General features: G+C 70.8%; 17 protein-coding genes and 3 pseudogenes. 15 read left to right on the top strand and 5 right to left on the bottom strand.

The window, feature by feature from the left end; all coding sequences use genetic code 11:
- Positions 1-16 precede the first annotated feature (16 nt).
- From ACN9M0_RS38345 to zapE, 5 genes and pseudogenes are all read left to right on the top strand, one after another.
- The gene (locus ACN9M0_RS38345; RefSeq protein WP_426405163.1) at positions 17-601 is read left to right on the top strand and encodes a non-reducing end alpha-L-arabinofuranosidase family hydrolase; all 585 of its coding nucleotides are present in this window, start codon (positions 17-19) and stop codon (positions 599-601) included.
- Positions 559-2,715 (top strand): glycoside hydrolase family 9 protein, encoded by a 2,157-nt coding sequence (locus ACN9M0_RS38340; protein WP_426405162.1) that lies wholly within the window; start codon positions 559-561, stop codon positions 2,713-2,715. Before ACN9M0_RS38345 ends, ACN9M0_RS38340 begins: the two co-directional genes overlap by 43 nt.
- Positions 2,716-3,054: 339 nt before the next feature.
- Positions 3,055-3,225 carry a 50S ribosomal protein L32 gene (gene rpmF / locus ACN9M0_RS38335; protein ID WP_366039830.1) on the top strand — a complete coding sequence of 57 codons (171 nt, stop codon included), beginning with the start codon at positions 3,055-3,057 and terminating at the stop codon, positions 3,223-3,225.
- A gap of 73 nt (positions 3,226-3,298) precedes the next feature.
- Positions 3,299-3,604: pseudogene (locus ACN9M0_RS38330) on the top strand (GTP-binding protein); the annotation flags it as partial.
- A 109-nt stretch (positions 3,605-3,713) separates the two neighbouring features.
- Positions 3,714-4,835: a cell division protein ZapE gene (gene zapE / locus ACN9M0_RS38325; protein WP_426405161.1), complete on the top strand. Its 1,122-nt coding sequence runs from the start codon at positions 3,714-3,716 to the stop codon at positions 4,833-4,835.
- Between the two features lie 111 nt (positions 4,836-4,946).
- Here zapE and ACN9M0_RS38320 read toward each other — a convergent pair whose 3' ends face one another.
- Positions 4,947-6,050: a PP2C family protein-serine/threonine phosphatase gene (locus ACN9M0_RS38320; RefSeq protein WP_426405160.1), complete on the bottom strand. Its 1,104-nt coding sequence runs from the start codon at positions 6,048-6,050 to the stop codon at positions 4,947-4,949.
- Between the two features lie 252 nt (positions 6,051-6,302).
- Between ACN9M0_RS38320 and ACN9M0_RS38315 the strand changes: the two genes are divergently transcribed.
- A complete protein-coding gene (locus tag ACN9M0_RS38315) occupies positions 6,303-7,121 on the top strand; it encodes an SDR family NAD(P)-dependent oxidoreductase (protein WP_426405159.1) in 819 nt (272 codons plus the stop codon).
- Between the two features lie 190 nt (positions 7,122-7,311).
- On the opposite strand, the gene ACN9M0_RS38310 is transcribed toward ACN9M0_RS38315, so the two are convergent.
- From ACN9M0_RS38310 to ACN9M0_RS38300, 3 genes and pseudogenes are all read right to left on the bottom strand, one after another.
- Complete coding sequence (locus ACN9M0_RS38310; protein WP_426405158.1) at positions 7,312-7,785, bottom strand: transposase family protein; 474 nt, start codon at positions 7,783-7,785, stop codon at positions 7,312-7,314.
- A 245-nt stretch (positions 7,786-8,030) separates the two neighbouring features.
- Complete coding sequence (locus ACN9M0_RS38305; protein ID WP_366039824.1) at positions 8,031-8,459, bottom strand: hypothetical protein; 429 nt, start codon at positions 8,457-8,459, stop codon at positions 8,031-8,033.
- Between the two features lie 230 nt (positions 8,460-8,689).
- Positions 8,690-8,933, bottom strand: a pseudogene (locus ACN9M0_RS38300) (transposase); the annotation flags it as partial.
- A gap of 128 nt (positions 8,934-9,061) precedes the next feature.
- Between ACN9M0_RS38300 and ACN9M0_RS38295 the strand changes: the two are divergent.
- From ACN9M0_RS38295 to ACN9M0_RS38260, 8 genes are all read left to right on the top strand, one after another.
- Complete coding sequence (locus ACN9M0_RS38295) at positions 9,062-9,640, top strand: hypothetical protein (protein ID WP_426405157.1); 579 nt, start codon at positions 9,062-9,064, stop codon at positions 9,638-9,640.
- A 23-nt stretch (positions 9,641-9,663) separates the two neighbouring features.
- Positions 9,664-10,494 (top strand): DUF5995 family protein, encoded by an 831-nt coding sequence (locus ACN9M0_RS38290; RefSeq protein WP_426405156.1) that lies wholly within the window; start codon positions 9,664-9,666, stop codon positions 10,492-10,494.
- Positions 10,495-11,049: 555 nt separating this feature from the next.
- On the top strand, positions 11,050-12,348 hold the full coding sequence (locus ACN9M0_RS38285; protein ID WP_426405393.1) for a sulfatase family protein: 1,299 nt from the start codon (positions 11,050-11,052) through the stop codon (positions 12,346-12,348).
- Entirely contained in the window at positions 12,342-12,593 is a 252-nt protein-coding gene (locus tag ACN9M0_RS38280; protein ID WP_426405155.1) for a hypothetical protein, read from the top strand. The genes ACN9M0_RS38285 and ACN9M0_RS38280 overlap by 7 nt, the downstream gene beginning before the upstream one ends.
- Positions 12,590-13,387, top strand: coding sequence for a sulfatase (locus tag ACN9M0_RS38275; protein WP_426405154.1), 798 nt, complete (start codon positions 12,590-12,592; stop codon positions 13,385-13,387). Before ACN9M0_RS38280 ends, ACN9M0_RS38275 begins: the two co-directional genes overlap by 4 nt.
- The gene (locus tag ACN9M0_RS38270; RefSeq protein WP_426405392.1) at positions 13,315-14,778 is read left to right on the top strand and encodes an MFS transporter; all 1,464 of its coding nucleotides are present in this window, start codon (positions 13,315-13,317) and stop codon (positions 14,776-14,778) included. Before ACN9M0_RS38275 ends, ACN9M0_RS38270 begins: the two co-directional genes overlap by 73 nt.
- Before the next feature lie 37 nt (positions 14,779-14,815).
- Positions 14,816-15,715, top strand: coding sequence for an alpha/beta hydrolase fold domain-containing protein (locus tag ACN9M0_RS38265; RefSeq protein ID WP_426405153.1), 900 nt, complete (start codon positions 14,816-14,818; stop codon positions 15,713-15,715).
- Positions 15,716-15,986: 271 nt separating this feature from the next.
- Complete coding sequence (locus ACN9M0_RS38260; RefSeq protein WP_426405152.1) at positions 15,987-17,444, top strand: cellulose binding domain-containing protein; 1,458 nt, start codon at positions 15,987-15,989, stop codon at positions 17,442-17,444.
- A gap of 183 nt (positions 17,445-17,627) precedes the next feature.
- Here the strand turns inward: ACN9M0_RS38260 and ACN9M0_RS38255 are convergent.
- A pseudogene (locus ACN9M0_RS38255) lies at positions 17,628-17,771 on the bottom strand (helix-turn-helix domain-containing protein); the annotation flags it as partial.
- 1,080 nt (positions 17,772-18,851) lie between these two features.
- On the opposite strand from ACN9M0_RS38255, the gene lanKC reads away from it, so the two are divergent.
- Positions 18,852-21,452 carry a class III lanthionine synthetase LanKC gene (lanKC, locus tag ACN9M0_RS38250; RefSeq protein ID WP_426405151.1) on the top strand — a complete coding sequence of 867 codons (2,601 nt, stop codon included), beginning with the start codon at positions 18,852-18,854 and terminating at the stop codon, positions 21,450-21,452.
- The last annotated feature ends 421 nt before the right edge of the window (positions 21,453-21,873 follow it).

Here is a 21,873-nt window from a genome sequence, read left to right as displayed (position 1 = left end):
GTTTGGGAGCGCTCCCATGCACGGTCACGATCGACGAAGGAGAAGACGGGATTGGCATGCGCACTACATCCATGAGTGCCCGGTGGCAGCCCGACAGGCGGACTGCGGCGCTCGCCACGACGGCCGCCCTGCCGGCCGCACTTCACGGCGGACGCGGAGTCACGGGCACGGCTCGGGCGGCCACCGTCGACACGAACGCCCGGCACGCCCTGGTCGACCGCGACAGCGGAAAAGCCGTCGAGGTCCAGGGCGGCTCCACCGCAGACGGCGCCAAGGCCAGCTGGGCGCCTCTAGGGGGTGTCCGGCGGACGAGCCCTTCGCCGGCCGCGCCGACGTCACTTTCCCCGGTGGCGCCTGGACGCAGGACATCAGCCACGGCGCACTCGTCCGCGCCGGAAACGACCAGACCCTGACCATCGATCCATGCCGCCTCCCGTACGAGTACCAGGACATGGACCCCACCGCCGAAGGCGACCACCTCCGCCTGCCCGGCGGATGGACCTGCTCGCCCAGACCGACTCCCCCTGCTGATCCCCCACCGACACACAGGAGCCGCTCATGCCATCCTCTCGGTCGTTACGCCTCTCCACCGCCCTGCTGACGGCGGCCCTCCTCCTCGGCGGCCTCACGCTCGCACCGGCCGCCGCGGGCGTCCCTGCCACCGCGCCCGCCGCCGCGGCGGCGACTACGGCCGTCCGCGTCAACCAGGTCGGCTACCTGCCTGACGGCCCCAAGCGCGCCACCGTCGTCACCACGGCGACGCAGTCGCTCACCTGGCAGCTGCGGAACGCGGCCGGGACGGTGGTCGCCTCCGGCTCGACCGTCCCTCACGGCGCCGACACCCCCTCCGGAGAGTCCGTCCAGACGGCCGACTTCTCCTCGTACCAGACCACGGGCTCGGGATACGTCCTGGCGGTGGACGGCAGCAGCAGCGCACCCTTCGACATCCGCGCGGACCTCTACGACGCGCTGCGCTCCGACAGCATGGCGTTCTTCCACCACCAGCGCAGCGGCATCGCCATCGACGCCTCCCTCGTGGGCACCGCGTACGCGCGCCCGGCGGGCCACCTCGGCGTCGCGCCCAACCAGGGCGACATCTCCGTCCCCTGCCAGGCCACCGTGTGCGACTACACCCAGGACGTCAGGGGCGGGTGGTACGACGCGGGCGACCACGGCAAGTACGTGGTGAACGGCGGCATCTCCACCTGGCTGGTCGTCAACTCCTTCGAGCGGGCCAAGCAGGCGGGCAAGGACGCGGCGCTCGGCGACTCGACCCTGCGGATCCCCGAGCGCGGCAACGGAACGCCGGACGTCCTGGACGAGGCGCGCTGGGAGCTCGACTTCCTGATGCGGATGCAGGTGCCCGCGGGCAAGCCGTACGCCGGCATGGCCTTCCACAAGGTCCATGACGCGGCCTGGACCGGCATGCCCATGCGCCCCGACCAGGACACCCAACCCCGCGAGCTGCACCGCCCGTCCACGGCGGCGACGCTCAACCTCGCGGCGGCCGCGGCCCAGTGCGCCCGGGTCTTCCGTCCGTACGACTCCGGGTACGCCGACCGCTGCCTGTCCGCCGCCCGCCGGGCCTGGGCGGCGGCCCTGGCCAACCCGACCCTGTACGCGCCGGATTCGGACAGCACAGGAGGCGGGGCATACGGCGACTCGCAGGTCACCGACGAGTTCTACTGGGCGGCTGCCGAGCTGTACGTGACGACCGGCGAAAGCACCTACCGGGACGCGGTCACCTCCTCGTCCTGGCACACCTCCGCCGACGCCTTCACCCCGTACGGCTTCGGCTGGGCGGACACGGCCGCGCTCGGCCGGCTCACCCTCGCCACGGTCCCCAACGGGCTGCCGACCGCCGAACTGACCCGTATCCGCTCCTCGGTGACCGCGGCCGCCGACGGCCACCTGTCCAGGATGGCCGCCCAGGGCTACGCGGTACCCGTGCCGGCGGACGGCTACTTCTGGGGATCGAACGGCGAGGTCGCCAACGACGCGATCGTCATGGCCGTCGCCGGTGAGCTGACCGGCGACAGCCGCTACCGCACCGGAGCGCTGGAGACACTGGACTACCTGCTCGGCCGCAACGCCCTCGGCCAGTCCTACGTGACCGGCTACGGCGAGACGTCCTCGCACAACCAGCACCACCGTTTCTGGGCCCACCAGTACGACGCCTCGCTGCCGAATCCGCCGGCCGGTTCGCTCGCGGGCGGCCCGAACAGCGGCCTCCAGGACCCCGTGGCGGAGGAGAAGCTGCCCGGCTGCGCCCCCGCCGCCTGCTACGTCGACGACATCGGCTCGTACTCCACCAACGAGGTGGCGATCAACTGGAACGCCCCGCTGGCCTGGCTCTCCGCCTACGCCGCCGAGCGGACTTCCACCGACGGGCCACCCACGGCGGCCTGCGCGGTGACGTACACCACGAGTGCCGTCTGGAGCACCGGCTTCACCGCGACCGTCACCGTCAAGAACACCGGTCCGACCGCCGTGGACGGCTGGCAGCTGGCCTGGACCTACCCGGCCGGCCAACGCGTCACGAGCGCCTGGAACGCGACCGTCACCCAGAACGGCACCACCGCCGTCGCCCGCAACGCCGACTGGAACCGGACGATCGCCCCGGGTGCGACCGCGAGCTTCGGAGTCCAGGGGACGTACAGCGGAACCAACCCCTCCCCCACGGCCTTCACGCTCAACGGGAGCGCGTGCGCCTGATCCACTGCGGGCCGGGCCCGGGCGGACGATTCCACCCGGGCCCGAGCCGCCGTGGCATCACCGCCGCACGTTCCCCATGCCGGCTCCTCGCCTGCTTGACAGCGGCTGCTGCCGGCGGTGTCCCTCCGCCATGACAGGGGCCCTGGCCCCGACTTGTCAGGGAGGCGACCCGGGCCCGCACCGACAAGCTGCCGGCTGGATCACCCGGGCCGACCCTCTCCTCAGCCACATGGAGAAGCACCGGCACCCGGACCCCCTCTACGGATCGGATCGAATTGATAATGACACCCATTTTCATATAGCCTCAGGGCGTCATCCCGCGAGACCGAGGAGCTCCCCATGGCCGTACCCAAACGGAAGATGTCCCGCAGCAACACCCGCCACCGCCGCGCCCAGTGGAAGGCGACCACGACACAGCTCGTCCCCGTGACCGTGGACGGCTCGGTGCACCTCGTGCCTCAGCGTCTGGTGAAGGCGTACGAGCGCGGCCTCATCCACCCCGAAGGCTGACCGTGACGTCGTACGACCGCCTGCCGGTGACCGTTCTCTCCGGCTTCCTCGGCGCGGGGAAGACCACCCCCGCGGCACGTTCGGGCGCGTCCTGCGCTCCAAGGGGTTCTTCTGGCTCGCCAGCCGGCCCCGGGTGACCGGCCAGTGGTCGCAGGCGGGCGCGGTGGCCCGGTTCGAACCCTCGGGCGCCCGCGGCCCGGAGACCGCGCAGGGACAGGAACTGGTCTTCATCGGCACGGGCCTGCGCACCGAAGCACTGCGCGCGGCCCTGAACTCCTGCCTGCCGGCCCCGGACGAGCCGGTCCCCGCCGACGACGACTTCCCCGCCTGGGAGACGTACGGCATCGAGGACGCCTGCGCGCACGAACACGCGGCCTGACCCCAGGCCGGAAGACTCCGGGCCGGGAACAGCTGCCCGTCTACCGCGCCCCGCTGGTGACGTGATGGGCACCCTGAGAGATGATCATCCTCCATACACGGGGGGCACGATGCTGGGCGACTTCGAACGGGCGGCGGAACGCGACGGATTGGTGCTGGACAGTGCCCAACTGGCGGTCGCCGCCCGGCTGGCGAAACTCGGCCAGGCGGTGGAACGGGAGGGGCCCCGGCGCTGGTTCCGGCGGTCAGCGCCCGAGCCCGCGCGCGGTGTGTATCTGTGGGGGTCGGTGGGCCGCGGCAAGAGCTGGCTGTCCGACACGCTGTACGACCTGGTCCGGGTGGAGAAGCAGCGGGTGCACTTCCACGAGTTCTTCCGCCAGTTCCACGCCGCCTACGCCCGTCACCGGCAGCGGCCCGGGGCCGTGGAGCACGCCGTGGCGGAACTCCTCGGGGAGTGCCGGTTCCTCTTCTTCGACGAGTTCCATGTGCACGACGCGGGCGACGCGATGCTGATGGGGCGGGCGGTCAGCGGGCTGTTCGAGCGCGGCACGACCCTGTTGGCCACCTCGAACTACCCGCCGTCCAGGCTGCTGCCCAACCCGGTGTTCCACGAGATGTTCCAGCCGACGATCGCGCTGCTCGAACGCTCCCTGGACATCGTCGAGATCCCGGCCGGCCCGGACTACCGTACGTCCGGTACGGCTTCCCGGCGCCGGTCCGGTTTCTCCGCCGGCCGCTACCTGCGGCCCGGGGCGCCGTCCGCCCCGGTCCCGCCGGCCCCCGGCGAGGAACAGGCGGTGCCGGTGGGCAGCGGGCAGGTCAGGGCCCTCGCCGTACGTGACGACCTCGTCTGGTTCGACTTCGCCGACCTGTGCGACCGTCCCCGCTCGACCATCGACTACCTCACCCTCGCCGACGCCCACCCCCGCTGGGTGGTCTCCGGACTGCCCCGCCTCACCGAAGCCGGTCCCGACGCGGCCCAGCGCTTCGCCAACCTCGTCGACGTCCTGTGCGACCGCGACGTCCACCTCACCCTCATGGGCCGGTCCACCCTGGCCGACACCCTGAGCGGCACCGGCCTGCCACCCGACATCAACCGCACCGCCAGCCGCCTCGCCCTCCTCACACAGGAGCCCGCCACACCCCGGGCCGCGGAGACCCGCACCGGCGCCTGGGCCGAGGCGGACGTCCCCGTCGCGACCCCGCTCCCGCGCGGGGGCCTGGAGGCGTGATGGCGCGACCTCACGCACGTGGCCGAGGCCCGGGCCAGTGCCTCCGCGCGGTGACGCGGCCCGGTGCCGGGGCTCCCTGCCGGTCGGACGCGGCGCCGGGGCTCTGTCCCGTCAGCCCGGCCCGGAGGCGTCCAAGGTGAGGATCAGGAGGGTGACGTCGTCCTGGATCTTGGGGGCGAAGCGGCTCAGGTCGGCCCAGATCTCGTCGGGCAGCTGGTCCAGGCCGACATCGGCCATGCGGGCCAGACGCTCGACGAAGGGATAGAAGGCGCCAGAGCCGTCCCGCGCCTCCATGACACCGTCGGACGCCAGGAGCAGCCGGTCCCCGGGCAGCAGCTGCGCCGTGGCCGCGGTTCCGGGCATGGCGTCGGCGAGGCCCAGCCCCAGGGGCGGTCCGGGGTCGAGTTCCAGGGTGCTCACGGCTCCGCCGCGCAGCAGGACCGGCGGCGGGTGGCCGCAGGTCAGGACGCGGACCTCCCGCCCGTGCGGCGCGAAGTCCAGGAGGACGGCCGTGGCGAAGAGTTCCGCGTGCTCCGCCCCTGCCGAATCGACCACGAGCCTGCGGTCCAGCCGCGCCGCGATCGCCTCCGCGTCCACGTCGTCCAGCACGGCCTCGCGGAACGCCCCCAGGACGGAGGCGACCGTCGCGACGGCGGACAGACCGTGCCCCTGCACGTCGCCGAGGACTGCCCGCACCCCGTGGGGGCCGGGCCGGACGTCGAAGAAGTCGCCTCCCACCAGCGTGCCGCGCTCGGCGGCCCGGTACAGGCTCGCGCAGCGCACCGGTCCGACCCGCCGCCGTACGTCCGGGACGATGGCCCGCTGGGCCGTCTCGGCGACCGTACGTTCCAGGTCGAGCTGCTCGTCCCGGCGCCCGCGGACGAAGGAGACGAAGACGCTCAGGGTCGCGACGAAGCCGAGGGTGAAGAGGTCGGTGTTGCCGGGCTGGTTCAGATGGAAGAAGGGAACGGTCAGCAGCACGATCGTCGCGGCGCCGAGGAAGGCCGTGGCCAACGGTCCGTAGGCCAGGACGGCCAGCGGAGGCACCGCGCCGAGCAGAAAGCCGATGTCCGACGGAGCGGAGTCGGTGAGGGAGGCCGCTCCGACCCCGACGAGCAGCAGCACGGGCAGGACCCGCACCCACCAGGGCGGCGGGGCCCCACGCAGCCAGCTCCGCCGGTACGCGCCGGTCGCCGACTTCCTTGGCTTCACCACACCACCAGGCTCCTATGCCGGAGCGCTCCGCGCACTCCCCAGCCGGCGCCGCCGGGAGCGGGAGCACCGCAGTCCCCGTACGACAGTCGCCCTTCGACGCGGCCTACGGTCGCCGACCCTTGTCGTCCCGGCCATCGGCATCGGGCGCGCCAAGATCCGGACCATTCCCGGACCAGCTCCCTCCAAGGAACGGCACCGCCTAAGATCGCCGGGACGGGGGGCGGCGGACGAGAAACAGGAGAGGCGGCGGACATGACGGACGAGCGCGTGTACCTGGTGACCGGCGGCGGAACGGGGATCGGGGCCGCGACCGCGCAGTCACTGGCCCGGGCGGGGCACAAGGTGGCGGTGTCCGGGCGCCGCCCCGAGCCGCTGCGGCTGGTCGCCGAGGAGACCGGCGCCCTGCCCGTACCGTCGGACATCGGGGACCCCGCCGCGGTGGCCTCGCTCGTCGAGACGGTGCTCGGCACGTACGGGCGGCTCGACGGTCTGGTGCTCAACGCCGGCATCGGGCGGGGCGGCGGGGTGGGCGAGGTGACCCTGGAGGACTGGGACGAGGTCATGCGGACGAACCTCACCGGTCCGTTCCTGCTGCTGCGCGCCGCCCTCCCGCACCTCCTCGACGCCCGCGGCGCCGTGGTCGCCGTGGCCTCGGTGTCCGCCCTGCGCAACGGCGTCGGAAACGCTGCCTACGCCACCTCCAAAGCGGCTCTGCTCCAGCTGTGCCGCTCACTCGCGGTCGACTACGGGGGCGCGGGGCTGCGCGCCAACACCGTGTGCCCGAGCTGGGTGCGCACCGACATGGCGGACCGCCGGATGAACCGGTTCGCCGACGAGGCGGGCCTGGGCGGGGACGGTCTGGAGGCGGCGTACGAGGAGGTGACCCGGGTCCTGCCCGCCGGGCGGCCCGGCGAGCCGCACGAGGTCGCGGAGGCCATCGCCTGGCTGCTGTCGCCCGCCGCCTCGTTCGTGAACGGTGCGGTGCTCACCGTCGACGGCGGCGCGACCGCACTCGACCCGGGCACCCTCGGCTTCGAGTTCCGGCTGGAGCCACGCACCCCGCGGGCCTGACCGACCGCCACGGCCCAGGCCACCGGCCACCTACAACCGACCCGGCCACGCGTCCTCCCGCACGGCCGGGGGCAGTCGCGGTCATCCCGCACTGTCGGGACGGCCAGCCGGGCGCCGTCCGAAGGCTCGCGCCGCTGGTGACGGAGGCACCAGACGACCACGATCAGCGGCCAGAGCGACTGGAGACAGGTCACCATGCGTTCGGCCACGCCCATGACACCGTGCGGGTCGGCCTCCACCACGAACCGAACAACTGCCGCGCCCCTCGACGCCGTCGCCGCGACGGCGTCGGCACGCTCGGGAGCGAGCCACAGGGCATGGACCTCGGCGCGGATCCAGCAGGCGCCGCGGGGTACGGGGCAGCCAGCGGCGAGAACCGCTCAGCAAACGTCCGACGCGGACAGTCCGCCGAGCCACAGATGGAACGCCGGACCACCAACCGGATCACTAAGCCCTGCTCAGCCAGCGGAAGAACTTTCAACCTGCGGCGATAGCGGTCGTGCACCCGGTCCGAGAAGCGGCCGCAGTCCGGACACTCCGCCCCGGCCACCCGGCCCCGCGCCACCACCTCGACCGTACCGAACAAGGCGGTCACCGCCTCGACGCCCACGTCGTGGATCCCGTCGAACACGAGTGAGTCCCAGAACGATGCGTTGGTCTGCATGACCGGCACGATCACCGCCCACGGCCGACCACGGCAGGGACCATCAGGGAGTTGATGGAGCGTCACTTTCGGCTGCCGGGCATCCAGGCGTACGCGGTCTCACGCGACCCAGCCCCTCACAATCGAACACCAAGGTGACGCTCCGAGACCGCTCCCCAAGATCTGCGCCAGATCCCGGTTCCGACTTATGCAGCCATGGGAGTTGAGTGCCAGACCCGTCCCCTCATCACCCGGTTCCCGGCTGATCACCAGGAGAACCAACCGGGAGTGGCCGAGTAGACCTGCGGCGTGTAGTCACAGGTGCGCTCGTTGAAGGGTTCGGCGGCCATCGTCGCTGCCAGCCGTTCGCCGCTGGCGTCCACCTTGTCGGCTGCCACCACGAGGGCCAGGGCGGCCACCATGCAGGCAATGAGGAACGGAGGGCGGGAAGGCTTGCTCCTCATTGTCGCTGTCGCCGCGCCGACGACGGCCGCAAGGAATGCGCCTGCTACCAGTACGAGAGCCACGAGTGTGAGGTGGTTCAGATCCGGCGACTCGTGGCACAGCACGTATTGGCGGCCCGACCGGAAGCCCTGCACCCGCTCGAAGAGCGCGACCAACCCCAGCGCCGAGCCGAACGTCATGGCGTGCCACGGTTGCATGGCAGCGTGCTGATCAGCCTTGATGTCGCTCACAGCGCCTCGCCCCCAGTAGCCACCTCACCCAAATCTGTGCCGCACCTTACAGAGCGGGAGGCACAGTGGCTCCAACTGGGAGCCGCATACCTCGGAAGTGCAGGAGGCCCCGGATCTCTCCGTGGCCTCCGATTGTGCGCCCTCGGCAGGACTCGAACCTGCAACCTTCTGATCCGTAGCTCTAACGGCAACGGTCAGCGAGGGTTATACCGGGCGCGTCGAGGCCCCGGACGGCTCCGGCCCCACCGGGCGAACCGGCGGTAGAACGTGGGCAGGCCGGGCCGAACACCGGCAGAATCTGCCGCCACGTGCAGCCCGACGTCGCCACGAAGATGATCGCGGCCAGGGCCTCTTGGTCGCCCGCCCGACGCCGGCCCCCGCCCTGCGGACGCGTGACCACCGTCGGCGCGGCACCACCCGCCTGAACAACACCCACAACTCGTCCGGCACCAGCCGCTCAATGAGATCAGCCATGCACAGCTCAATGACCGATCGCGCCATAAGGAACGCCGTAAGAACCTCATTCTGAAACGATCAGTAAGTGGCTGAGCCGCCCAGGGCCATCATTCACAGTGCGTGATGATATGCTACACACTGTGACAATGGAGCCCGAGGGCATCCCTCGACACCACACGACCGCGCCCAACCGCGTCTATTACTTCGACATCGGGACCGGCACCTGGCATGGAAAAGCCACCTTCCGCGTCACTTCCTGGCGTCGTCTCATGCGCAGCCGCATCGGATTGGCGAACAAGCTGCTCGCGACCACCATGCACACCATCGAGCTGCTCACCGGTGCGCCACGGCAGAGTTCGACGATCGTGGCGAAGCCGGACGAGGGCGAGTTCGGCCAGGCCGACAATGTGGTCAGGATGTCCAAGTTCGGCGTGACCCTGTACCTCTTGGAAGAGCAGTACGTACTGGACAGCAACGGAACCGGAGTCACTGTCCACGCGAACGAGAGGCTCGGCCCCGTGCCGGGCCTGCTCACGCGGACCTTCACCTACTCTGCGGAAATTCGCGACGAAGGCATGGCCGCGACCTACCACATGCCGTTGCTCGAAACCCCTTGGACGGCGGACTATCAGGTCGCACCCGACCGCCAGAGCCTCTTCGCGGAATTGGTGTGCGACTGGGGCAGGGCGACCGAGGAAACCCGCCGAATCAGCGCGCCGGCTTAGCGGGCGGCAGGAACATACTCCCGATGACCGCCGAGCCCACACTCCCCGCCGAAAAGGTCACCCTGGTCGCCGGATTGCTTGCCGACCGGGTCAGGCAGTACGACACCACACACGATCGCCGGGCCGCGTTCGCCTACACCTACTACCGCCTCACGACGACGCTCGCCACAGCCCTGGATACGGTCACCCCCGCGTTCAACGACCCGCCGTGGGTCGCCGAGCTGTGTGAGACGCTCGCCTCGGCCTACTTCACCGCGATGGACAGCATCGACGAATGGCTGGCAGGACGACCCGGTGGCTCCGCAGACGAAGTTCAGCCCAGTGATCTGCCGGACTCCATCCCCCAACCATGGCGAGATGTCTTCGCCGCTTCGAGTGTCCGGCGCTCCTACACGCTGGAAGACGTTCTCTTCTCCATGATGGCGCACATGTCATACGACTTGCCGGAGGCATTGCGGCGCATGGCGACATCCATGGACGACCGCAGCCACATCGCGGACTTCCACCGCATGAACGACGTGCTGGGGTCCTGTATCGACAGGGTCCAGGACGACCTTTCGTCCAGGTACATTCACGGGCTCAGCTCTTTGGACAGGCTGTTCACCCGTAGTGACGAACTGTTGACCAATTACGGGATCCGGGTCGCACGGGGCTTGGCCTGGTACAACTGCGACAGACTTCTGGACCCGGATGCGACCAAGGAAGCGTCGCGGTCGATCGGCAGGAGCACCGGCGCGCTCATCTCCGAAATCCGCTCCCCCGGCGACTGGAAACTGCGCGCCGGCTTGTGGATCCTGCGCCGGTTGATTCCCGAACGCAGGCACTGGCCCGAAGCGACTACGCCCCTCGCGTAGAAGCCGAAGCCTGTACGGACCGGGCCCGCTGCCAAGCCGGCCGGCATCGCCAACCTCACGGAAGCCCTGCGCGCCAACCTCGAACGCGCTGGCAGCCTCAACGTCGCAGGAGGCCAAGTCACCGCCTCCGGCTTTCGACGGGCCCGGCGGTGTGCCGATGAGCCCGGACGATCGTGGAGTCGACCGCGACGACCCGGTCGAGATCGCCTTCGGCGTCGGCCTGGGCGAGCAGGGCGGTGAAGGCTTTCTCCGAGGTGCCGTCGGCGGCTCACTCCGCAGGCGGTTTTGGGCGCCTTTCCACGAGCCGAAGTGCTCCATGCCAGGCAGCTCGGCTTCGGCACGTGCTTCCCGTCCCCGCTCGTCGCCTCGATCGGGATGGCCTGCCGGTCGAAAGCCGTGCCCCATATCGGACAGCGGGAACGGTCGCCGCACACGCGCAACGCCCGGGACCAGGCTCACCCCGCTTCCGAGCCGGGTCTCCGCGCCGCCCGCATGCGCGGCTCGACGATGTGCGGTACTCCTCGGAGGTGAGGGACGGTGAGCCTCGGCCGATAGCTGCCGACGTCCATTGTCCGTTCAACGCCCCACCTCCAGAAGCTCGCCGACAAGTCGGTCGTCTTCGACCGCTACTACTGCTCCGACTCGCCCTGCTTGCCGTCCCGGACCGCCCTGACCAGCGGACAGTTCGGGATCACCAACGGCGTCATCGGCCACTACGGCGCGGACGCGCAGTTCCGGCTCGACTCCGGCCACGGCCCCGAGCCCGACCGGCCGCTCCTCGGCCAGCGGCTCCAGCTCGACGGCTACTACACTGCGGCCGTCTCCGTCTTCGCCGAGCGCCACCGCGCGTACTGGTTCCACGGCAACTTCCGCGAGTCCGTGCGCGCCACCGGGAACTGGGGCGACGAGGACGCCGCCGACGTCAACCGCGCCGCCCTCGACTGGATCCGCAGGCACGCCGAGGACGACAACTGGTACCTCCACCTCACCTACTGGGACCCGCACACCGACTACACCCAGCCCGCCGAGTGGACCGAACGCATGGCGGCCTCCGCCCCCGTGCAGTCCTGGCCGGACGAGGAGACGATCCAGGAGCATGCCGAGATCTACGGCCCGCGCAGCGCCCTGGACCTGCACTACTCGCTCACCAGCGGCGGCGGCACCTCGCCCGTGCCACACAACATGCCCGACGCGATCCGCTCCCGCGCCGACTTCGAGCACCTGATCAACGGCTTCGACGGTGCCATCGCCTACTGGGACCACCACTTCGGCCGGCTCCTGGCCACCTTGGAGGAGCTGGGCATCGCGGGCGAGACGGCGATCGTCGTCAGCGCCGACCACGGCGAGGCGTTCGGCGAACACGGCATTTACGCGGAACACGGACTGGCCACCGAATCCGTCCAGCGGATCCCCCTCGTCGTGTACTGGCCCGGGCTCACCGACACACTTCCCGACGACGCCCGCCGCAACGACGCCCTGCTGTACAACATCGACCTGGCGCCCACCCTGTGCGACCTGCTCGGCCTCGACGCGCCCGAGGGCTGGCAGGGCGCCTCCTTCGCGGACGCGGTGCGCGGCGAGGAGACCGGCTCGCGACCGTACCTGGTCCTCGGCCACGGCGCGCACACCTATCAGCGTGCCGTCCGCACCCGCGACCACCTCTACATCCGCACCTATCACCCCGGGTGCTTCAAGACGGCCTGGGAGCAGCTGTACGACGTCACCGACGACCCGTACCTGACCCACGACCTCCTGGGCGAGGAGCCCGCTCTCGCCGGGACGATGCGCTCCCACCTGGCCGAGTGGTGCACGAGCACGCCGGCCACCCCGGCTGTCTGCCCGATCCGATGCTGAGCAATCTCCAGGCCGGCCCCGTCTACTACGCCGGTCCCACCCGGTACGCCCGGCATCTGCGCGACACCGGCCGGGCCCACCTGGCCGAGGACCTGGAGCAGCGTCTGGCCGTACCCCGCGCCTCGGTGCCGGTCCCCTGGCACGCACCGGCACCACCGCGTTCCGCGGAGCTCTTCGGGCGGTGGATGGAGATCTTCCAGGAACGCGCCACCAAGAAGGCTACGGAAGGGAAGTCCGTCCGATGAGGGCGATCATGGTGATGTTCGACAGTCTCAACCGGCGCATGCTGCCGCCGTACGGAGGAGACTGGACGCACGCCCCGAACTTCGCGCGGCTCGCCGAGCGCACGGTGACCTTCGACAGGGCGTACGCGGGGTCGATGCCGTGCATGCCGGCCCGCCGCGAACTGCACACGGGGCGCTACAACTTCCTGCACCGCAGCTGGGGACCGCTGGAGCCGTTCGACGACTCGATGCCCGAACTGCTCAAGCAGAACGGCGTGTACACGCATCTCGCCAGTGACCATCCCCATTACTGGGAGGACGGCGGCGCCACCTACCACGGCCGGTACAACTCCTGGGAGTTCTTCCGCGGCCAGGAGGGCGACCCGTGGAAGGGGCAGGTGGCCGACCCGGAGATGCCCGAGGACCTGAAGGGGATGCGCTCCGCCGCGTACCGGCAGGACTGGGTGAACCGCCCCCACATGGCGACCGAGGACCGGCATCCGCAGACTCTCACCTTCGACGCCGGCCTGGAGTTCATCCGCACCAACCACGCCGAGGACCGCTGGTTCGTGCAGATCGAGACCTTCGACCCGCACGAGCCGTTCTTCAGCCACCAGCGGTACAAGGACCTCTACCCGCACGCGTACGACGGGCCGCACTTCGACTGGCCCGACTACAGCAGGTGGTGGAGACGGACGAGCAGGTCGCGCACGCCGGCTACGAGTACGCCGCCCTGCTGTCCATGTGCGACCACTCGCTGGGCCGGGTCCTCGACGCCATGGACGAGTACGGGCTGTGGGACGACACGCTCCTGATCGTCAACACCGACCACGGCCTGCTCCTGGGCGAGAGGGGCTGGTGGGGCAAGTCCGTCCAGCCCTGGTACAACGAGCTCGTCCATGTGCCGCTGTTCGTATGGGACCCGCGGTCCGGCGGCGCGGGCGAGCGGCGCGACACCCTCGTACAGACCATCGACCTGGCGCCCACACTCCTGGAGTACTTCGGCGTCGAGCGCCCGGCCGACATGCAGGGCGCGCCGCTGCCCACCGCCCGGGACACGCCGCTGCGCGAGGCCGGCCTGTTCGGTGTCCACGGCGGGCACGTGAACGTCACCGACGGCCGGTACGTCTACATGCGCGCGCCCGTCGCCGCCTCCAACACCCCACTGGAGGAGTACACGCTGATGCCGACGCACATGCGCGGCCGCTTCACCCCCGCCGAACTCGCCGACGTGGAACTGGCCGAGCCGTTCGGCTTCACCAAGGGCGTCCGCACCTTGCGGACGGCCGGCCGCACCTTCGTCAACCCGTACCACCACGGCAGCCTGCTCTTCGACCTGGAGAACGACCCCGCGCAGCTGAACCCGCTCGTCGACGACGCCACGGAACTGCGCCTGGCGACGCTCCTCGGGGAGCTGATGCGACGCACCGAGGCCCCACCCAGCCAGTACGAACGCCTCGGACTACCCGCCGAAGGCCCGGTGACTGACACGCACCTTCTCGTCCGGCCGCAGCGCGAGCAGGCACGGCGGGCCGCGCTGCCGCTGCCGCGCGCCGAGGACTATCCGGAAGGACGGCTGTCCCTGCGTACGCCGGTCGCGACGCTGATCGGCGATCCGGTGGCGGTGGAGATCCTCAAGCGGCACCTGCCCGGGATCACCGACTCGGAACTCCTGCAGTTCCTGGGGCCGACCCCGCTCATCGACATCGCCGCGATGTCGGGCGGAATGATCCCGCTCGGCCGGCTGCGCCTGGTCGCCGAGGAACTCACTTCAGGAAGCCTCGTCTTCCTCGTGACGCTGCCCCTGTTCGGCACCCTGTCCGACCGCGTCGGACGCAAGCCCGTCCTGTACGGCTCGTACATCGGCGGAGCCGTCCTGGCCTTCCCCCTGAACTGGTTCATCCAGGACCAGGTGTGGCAGCTGGCCGTGTCGATGACGACGGCCATGCTCTTCATGTCCGCCGGCGCGGCGATCACCCCTGCGGTGTTCGCGGAGATGTTCCCCACCCGGCTGCGCACGACGGGTGTGGGCTTCCCCTACGCGATCGCCGTGGCCGTCTGCGGCGGCAGCGCCCCGTACCTTCAGACGTGGCTCACCAGCAACGGGAAGGGCGACCTCTTCCTCGGCTACACGGTGGTCCTGCTGCTCCTCGCTCTGGCCGTGGTGCACCGGATGCCCGAGACGAAGAACACCGACCTGACGTGACACCGAAGAACACGGACTGTGGGAACGGAGCCGTACCGTGCCGAGCCTGACCAGCAGAGCGATGCCGGCCGTCGTGCGGCTCCGCGGGGCCAAGAAGGTGTTCAGCTCGGCGGAAGCCGTCAGGGAACAGGTCCTCGCCCGTTCCCTGCGGCCGACCGGGTACGCGCCGCCGGCCGGACTGGGGCGCACGGTCGACCTCGCCGTACGCCGGGTGGCCGGATGGCCCGTCTACGAGGTCACCCCGCGCGGCACTCCCGACCCCCGACGGCGGGCCGTCTATCTGCACGGCGGCGCGTACATCAACGAGATAGCGCCCCAGCACTGGAAGCTGATCGCCCACGTGGCCGCCGAGACCGGCACCCAGGTCACGGTGCCGATCTACCCCCTCGCTCCCCTGGCGACCGCAGCCGAAGTGGTACCGGCCGTCACCGACCTGGCCGCCCAGCTCCTCGACGACGCGGCCAACACAACCGTCACTCTCATCGGAGACTCCGCCGGCGGCGGGATGGCCCTCGCCGTCTCCGTCCACCTGCGGGACCGAGGACTGCCCGCACCCGCCCGCACCATCCTCGTCTCCCCGTGGCTGGACATCAGCCTGACCGACCCGCGCATCGCACTGCTCGAGGACCGCGACCCCTGGCTCGCCGTCCCCGGCGCGCGCTACGCCGGGGACCTCTACCGCGGCGCACTCCCCGCCGACCACCCTCATGTCAGCCCCCTCCTCGCCGACTTGACGGGGTTGAACCCGATCACGCTGTTCAGCGGAACCCGCGACATCGTCAACGCCGACGCCCGACGGCTGGCCGCCCGCGCCACGGCCGCGGGCGTCGAGCTGGACTTCCACGAGGCGCCGGAGATGCTGCACGTCTACCCCCTCCTGCCGATCCCCGAAGGCAGAGCGGCCCGCGCCGCCCTCTGCACCGCCCTGCGGAGCTGACGCACACCGTCAACGGCCGTCCGGACAGATCGGTATGCGCGGCGCATCCATCGGGGTTCCGCAGCTGCGCCGGATGATCGGGCACGTCGTCGTCCATCGCTGTCCATGGGTCACGTCTTCCGGTCGCCGGGCCGGGGGTTGACGCCACCATTGGTCTATGCCAACTTCTCCTCGGCGCATGATCAGCCTTTCCCCACAAGGGTGTTGAAACATCGGACTTCGCCCGCGGCGCCGTGCTGCCTTCCCCCATCACCTCCCCGAGAGGAACCCCATGCGCAACGGAACGAACCGCCGGAAGCCCGGCATGCGCACCGCGCTCGCCGCCGCCGTGATCGGTCTCGGCGCCACCGCGCCGACCGCCCTCCCGGCCGCCGCCGCGGACGAGAGCATCGCCGTCCAGTACCGGCACGGCGGCACGGGCAGCGACCAGGCGGCGCCCTGGTTCACCGTGGTCAACACCGGGACGACAAGCGTCCCGTTGAGCCAGGTCAAGCTGCGCTACTACTTCAAGTCCGACCCCGGCGCCTCGTACACCTACGCGTGCGACTGGGCCGTCAAGGGCTGTACGCACCTCACGGGCACGTTCGGCACACCGACCGCCCCCACCGCCACAGCGGACCGGTACCTGGAGGTCGGGTTCACGACGGGGGCAGGCTCCCTGGCGCCGGGCGCCGACACCGGGGACGTACAGCTGCGCTTCCACCGTTCCGACTGGCAGCCGCTCGACCAGTCCGATGACTACTCGTTCGGACCCGCGCAGACCACGTACGGGAACTGGGCCAAGGTCACCGCCACCATCGGTGGAGTCCAGGTCTGGGGCACCGCCCCGGCCGGCAACGAGGCGACCCCGACTCCGACCCCGACCCCGACCGCGACACCTACTGATCCCTCCCCCACGGCCCCGACCACTCCCCCGGCCGAACAGGGTGTCCTCTTCGACGACTTCGACTACACCGGCCACACCGACCCTGCGATCACCGCACACGGCTGGACCATCCGTTCCGGCGGAGGCGGCCCCGGCGTCGGCGACGCGACCTGGGCGCCCGAGAACGTGACCTTCGCCAAGGAAGGCACGAACTCCTTCATGACGCTGCGCATGTCGACCGCCGGCACCGGCGCGTCGACCCGGCAGACCGAAGTCCACACCGCCGCACGGAAGTTCGAGAACGGCACCTACGCCGCCAGGGTTCGCTTCGCGGACACCCCGACCAGCGGCCCGGACGGCGACCACCTGGTCCAGAGCTTCTTCAGCATCAACGACCTCACCGCACCGATGGCGGACGACTACGCCGAGTACGACTTCGAGTACCTCCCCAACGGCGGCTGGGGCGAGACGGCGAACGTCCTCTACACGACCTCCTGGGAGACCTTCCGCCCCGCCCCCTGGGAGGCGGTCAACCAGCACACCGAGGCACGCACGAGCCAGGCCGGCTGGCACGACCTCGTCCTGACCATCGACGACACGGCACTCGTCTACTACATCGACGGCAAGGAGTTCGCCCGGCACGACACCCGCTACCTGCCCGAGCGACCCATGTCGATCCACTTCAACCAGTGGCTGATCGACTTCGCCGGACTGAGCTCCACCGCCACCCGCGCCTACGAGGAGCGGGTCGACTACATGCTCCACGTGAAGGACGAGGTCCTCACCCCGGCCCAGGTGGCCGCGAAGGTCGCCGGCTTCCGCACGTCCGGGACCGTCTTCGAGGACTCCGTACCCAGCTCCTGAACGAACCGGCCGGCGCCGGACTGTGGCGGCGCGACCGACCGCGGGGTCGGCCGTCGTCGTTGTCGGCCCCGTCATGGGCAGCGCCTGTGAACCGACCGGTCCACCGGGCCGGGGCAACGGAATGCCGGCCGGGAAGGGGGCCTTCGCGATGGGCTCGCCGTTCACGGCCAAGCGCAGCTGAAGCATGGAGACGAGCCGCTGATCGGGGTCGTCGATGCTGATCCCACTCAGGGCGACCGCCTTGCGGACCCGGTAGCGCGGAGTGTTCGGGTGGACGTTGAGCGCCTCAGCGGTCCATGTCACATCGCCGAATCCGTCCAGGTACGCAAGGAGGGAGCGTGCTGCCCCTCACGAAGATTCGGACCATACGCGGTCCAGCGCCCCAACAATGACGCGACAGACCATCATTCCCGCTGGTCAGGCGGATGCCTGCCCTGTGCCACCAGCAGACGAAGAATCTACTGGTCAGCTACTCGCCGAAGAACCTCGGGTTCTTCTAGAAGCACGACAAGAGACGCCGCCGTTCCCACGATCGCTGACGGGCTCACCGCGGCAGCACTCAGGCGCCGTTGGCGCGACGCGCCATCTGAGCTGCACACATGCGGATCAGGGTTGTAGGCATGGTCCGGCATGGGCGTCTTCAGAGCACATCGACGGGCTCGGCAGCAACGTCATGAAGGACCAGCAGGCCACGAACAGGATGACGAAGCGGATCGCCAACCTGGACGTCCATGTTGACGCGTTGAGCGTCCGCCGACCGCGCGAGTGAATTCACGGTACGCCCGTCACCCGCCACCCCGACCGGGAACCCGCCCGCGAACTGAAGCGCCTCGGCGTCGACGGCACGGCGAGCATCGGCTGTTCACAGGCCTTGGGCTCCGCCGTTCGCAGCTGTTCCCGCTCGGAAGCGGACAGCCGGTCCAACAGGCTCATGCCGAGTCCTCCTCCGCGGCGACCGGTTTGAGCGTCCGCCCGCCGCCCGGTCGGGCGTGCCCCCACGTGCGGTGTGGCCGCGAATGGCCAGCAACCGACGGGGATCACACCAGCTCACAAGGGCATCCGGCGACAGTCCTTCCCCGTCGGCTGCCGGCCGGAGCCCGTTCACTCACTGCCCCTCCCCAGTCAGCCACCATCACCCCTCCGCGGCACGCCAGATCCTGGTGCGGAGGGTGGCTCCCCGCCCTCGTACCCGAGGAAGGCCTTCTCTCTCATCGGCGAACACGGCGAGGACGTCGACCGGCTCGCCGGACGTGCGACGGCCCACAAGATCTTGTGGGTTGCCCCGGAGGTGCTCTCGCCCGATGCTGGTCGCACACCGCCGTCCGAACCGCCGCCCTACCTGCCGGTTCTGGCGTCCGGCGCGCGAGACCCTTGTGGCGGCCCACTACCACCCTGTGAGGAGATCCCGTGCTCGAAGGCTTCGGCGAGGCGCTCGCGGACCGGGAGTACTACCTGCCGCTGCCCAGCGTGGCCGACGCCGGGCCGCGCTTCGCTCCTGGCGAGGTGCCGCCGGGCCTGCGCGGCTCCGCCCAAGGCATCTGGACGGTCTGGGGCAGTCCGCGGACCGGGCTCGCCGAGCAGGGCTGGAAGATCCACGTGTCGGCACGGCTGGACCGGGCGCAGCACGTGCTCGACACGGTCGCCGGGATCTGCTTCTCCGAAGGCGTGCCGTTCAAACACCTGAGCGCCCGGCTCTTCTTCCTGTTCCTCCATCACAAGCACGCCGGGCGGGCCCAGTCGGGCAAGTTCTGCGCCGTCTACCCACCGGACACGGCGACCGCCCGCCGGCTCATGGAACGCCTGCGCGACGCACTCGACGGGGAGGAGGGGCCGTACGTCCTCACAGACCGGCGCTTTCGCGACTCGCGGACGGTCCACTACCGCTACGGCTCCTTCGACGGCGCCCGCAGCCGGCTCCGGGCCGACGGCACCCGGGAGGGGATGATCCGCGACGGCTCCGGCCGCGAGGTCGTGGACTCGCGGCTGCCCACCTTCCATTTGCCCGCGGGGATCACGGACCCCTTCGTCGAGCAGGAGGAGCAGCCGCACGCGGGCCCGATCCTGATCCGCGACTACGAGGTGACCCGCGCGGTGTGCCTGAGCAACGCGGGCGGCGCCTACCAGGCCCGCGACCGGCGGACCGGCCGCACCGTCTTCCTCAAGGAGGCCCGCGCCCACAACGGCCTGGTCTTCGACGGGACCGACGCTCAGCATCGGCTTCGGCACGAGTACGACGTGCTGCGCGAGCTGCACGCGGCGGCCCCAGGGGTGGGTCCAGAGCCGCTGGACCACTTCACGGAGTGGGAGCACGACTTCCTCGTCACCGAGTACGTCGCGGGGCAGTCGCTGGTGGGCTGGCTGAGCCGGTCCTCCCCGCTGGCCCGCGCCGACCGCACGGCCGACTCCGTCGCCGCGTACTACGAGGCGGGCCGGCGGCTGCTGGCTGCGCTGGACGTCTCGCTCGAGCGCCTGCACGCCGCCGGCTACCGGTTCGGTGACCTCAGCCTGGGCAATGTCCTGGTCACGCCGTCGGGCGGGGTCCGTCTTGTGGACTTCGAGGCGGCCTCGGCGCTGTCCGCGGCCCCGTCCGGGATGGGCACTCCGGGGTTCACGCCGCCGCCCGGCCTGCGCCGGGCCGACACCGATCCGCTCCTGCAGGACCGGTACGGCACATCGGCAGTCGCGCTCGCCTTCCTGGCGCCTTTCAACGAGATCGCCGAGCACGCGCCCGCCAATCTCGCACTGCTGCGCCGCGATCTGGCGGACGTGGCTCCGCCGCAGGACCTGTGGCAGCGGGCGACCGCCTTCCACCTGACGGAGAACAGGGCGCAGGAGCACGACGGCTCCTACCGCCCGCCCTCCCCCGTCGAGCTGGACACCGATCCGCGCGGCTGCCTCACCCGGCTGGCCGAGAAGGTGGCCGCGGGGCTGCTGGAGATGGCTGACGCCGACCGGCCGGACTGGGCCTTCCCGCCCTCGCCCGAGGCGTTCCGGACCAACAACGTGTGCCTGGCCTACGGCACAGCCGGGGTGGTGCACGCCCTGCACCGCGCCGGGGCTGCGGTGCCGGAGGAGATCCGCGAACGGCTGCGCCACGACACGCTGACGCTGCGCGACTCACTGCCCCCCGGACTGCTCGTCGGCTCCGCAGGCATCGCCCAGGTGCTGGCAGGCCTCGGCCGGCTGGACGAGGCCTTCGACCTGCTGCGGGACGCCGACGGCCACCCGCTCACCGCATCCTGCGGCACGCTGGCCGGCGGACGGGCCGGGGTCGGCCTGGGCTGGCTCGCCCTGCACCGGCTGACCGGCGAGGCCGGCCACCTGGAGCGAGCCGCCGCGGCGGGGGAAGCCCTGCTGCGCACCCCCGACCTGCCGGCCGTCCTGGGCGAGCACGACGCCCGCGGCCTGCTGCACGGCCGCTCGGGGGTCGCCCTCTACCTCCACCGGCTTGCCCGCGACACCGGCGATGCCCGCTTCCTGGAGGCGGGCCGCCTGCTGCTCCACCAGGAGCTGGACCGGACCTTTCCGCTGGACGACGGCGCGCTGTCCATCTCCGACAACGCACAGCTCACCCGTGCCATGCCGTACCTGGCCACGGGCGCGGCCGGTCTCGCGGCGGTGCTCACCCGCTACGTGGCCACCGCGCCGGACGAGCGCTGCGCCGCGGCACTGCCGCGGCTGGTCGCCGGCATCCGGGTCTCCTGCGCCACGAAGGAGGCGGGCCTGTACCGGGGGCTGGCCGGACTGACCTGGTCTCTGACCGAGCACGCCGAGCTCACCGACACGGACGCCGCCCGCAAGGACGCCGTGCGCGCCGCAACCGGCCTACTGAAGTACGCCGTCCCGTACCGGCGCGGTGTCCGCTTCCTCGGAGCGGGTTCGCAGCGGTTCACCGCCGACCTGTCCAGTGGCGGGGCCGGTGTCCTGCTGGCCCTGCACCGCCTGCTGGCCGGACCGCTCCTGACGGAGCCCCACCACGCGCGTCCCCGGCTCCCGGCAGCCGCCTGACGCCACCGGACGGGCCTCCCATGAACCCCTCGGCACGGCAGCGAACACCCCCGTGCCGAGGTATGCAGTGACCAACCGATACAACCCTGACCGGAAAGAGGAGATCACCATGAGCCAGATCCTCGCACTCCAGGCCCTGGACACCGAGCAGGAGGCCGACGCCTTCCTCCCCCCCTGCTTCAGCGTCGCCTGGAGCATCACCGACATCTTCCCCGAGCCGATGTAGCAAGCCGGTACCCACGAGGGCCGGAACCGGTGGTCCTGCCACCGGTTCCGACCCGCTCCGTTCGCCTGCCGAGAGGTCCTGCGGGTTCGGCCCCTGGGCCCGGGTCGCCGCAGGCTTTGGAGAAGGCTCAAGGTGAGTGACGTCAGCGCCGCCTCCCTGCGCCGCCGGGAAACCAACCGCCGCGCTCCTCTACGA

The organism is Streptomyces sp. R-07 (genome assembly GCF_049913175.1).
GTDB lineage: Bacteria > Actinomycetota > Actinomycetes > Streptomycetales > Streptomycetaceae > Streptomyces.
Note: the sequence above shows the minus strand (reverse complement) of the source record. Positions and strands in the feature narration are given on the sequence as shown.

Excerpts from the sequence above, each read along its gene's own strand:
- ACN9M0_RS38345 (WP_426405163.1), top strand. The coding sequence starts at position 17 with ATGCACGGTCACGATCGACGAAGGAGAAGACGGGATTGGCATGCGCAC.
- ACN9M0_RS38340 (WP_426405162.1), top strand. The coding sequence starts at position 559 with ATGCCATCCTCTCGGTCGTTACGCCTCTCCACCGCCCTGCTGACGGCG.
- rpmF (WP_366039830.1), top strand. The coding sequence starts at position 3,055 with ATGGCCGTACCCAAACGGAAGATGTCCCGCAGCAACACCCGCCACCGC.
- zapE (WP_426405161.1), top strand. The coding sequence starts at position 3,714 with ATGCTGGGCGACTTCGAACGGGCGGCGGAACGCGACGGATTGGTGCTG.
- ACN9M0_RS38315 (WP_426405159.1), top strand. The coding sequence starts at position 6,303 with ATGACGGACGAGCGCGTGTACCTGGTGACCGGCGGCGGAACGGGGATC.
- ACN9M0_RS38310 (WP_426405158.1), bottom strand. The coding sequence starts at position 7,785 with ATGCAGACCAACGCATCGTTCTGGGACTCACTCGTGTTCGACGGGATC.
- ACN9M0_RS38295 (WP_426405157.1), top strand. The coding sequence starts at position 9,062 with ATGGAGCCCGAGGGCATCCCTCGACACCACACGACCGCGCCCAACCGC.
- ACN9M0_RS38290 (WP_426405156.1), top strand. The coding sequence starts at position 9,664 with ATGACCGCCGAGCCCACACTCCCCGCCGAAAAGGTCACCCTGGTCGCC.
- ACN9M0_RS38280 (WP_426405155.1), top strand. The coding sequence starts at position 12,342 with ATGCTGAGCAATCTCCAGGCCGGCCCCGTCTACTACGCCGGTCCCACC.
- ACN9M0_RS38275 (WP_426405154.1), top strand. The coding sequence starts at position 12,590 with ATGAGGGCGATCATGGTGATGTTCGACAGTCTCAACCGGCGCATGCTG.
- ACN9M0_RS38270 (WP_426405392.1), top strand. The coding sequence starts at position 13,315 with ATGTGCGACCACTCGCTGGGCCGGGTCCTCGACGCCATGGACGAGTAC.
- ACN9M0_RS38260 (WP_426405152.1), top strand. The coding sequence starts at position 15,987 with ATGCGCAACGGAACGAACCGCCGGAAGCCCGGCATGCGCACCGCGCTC.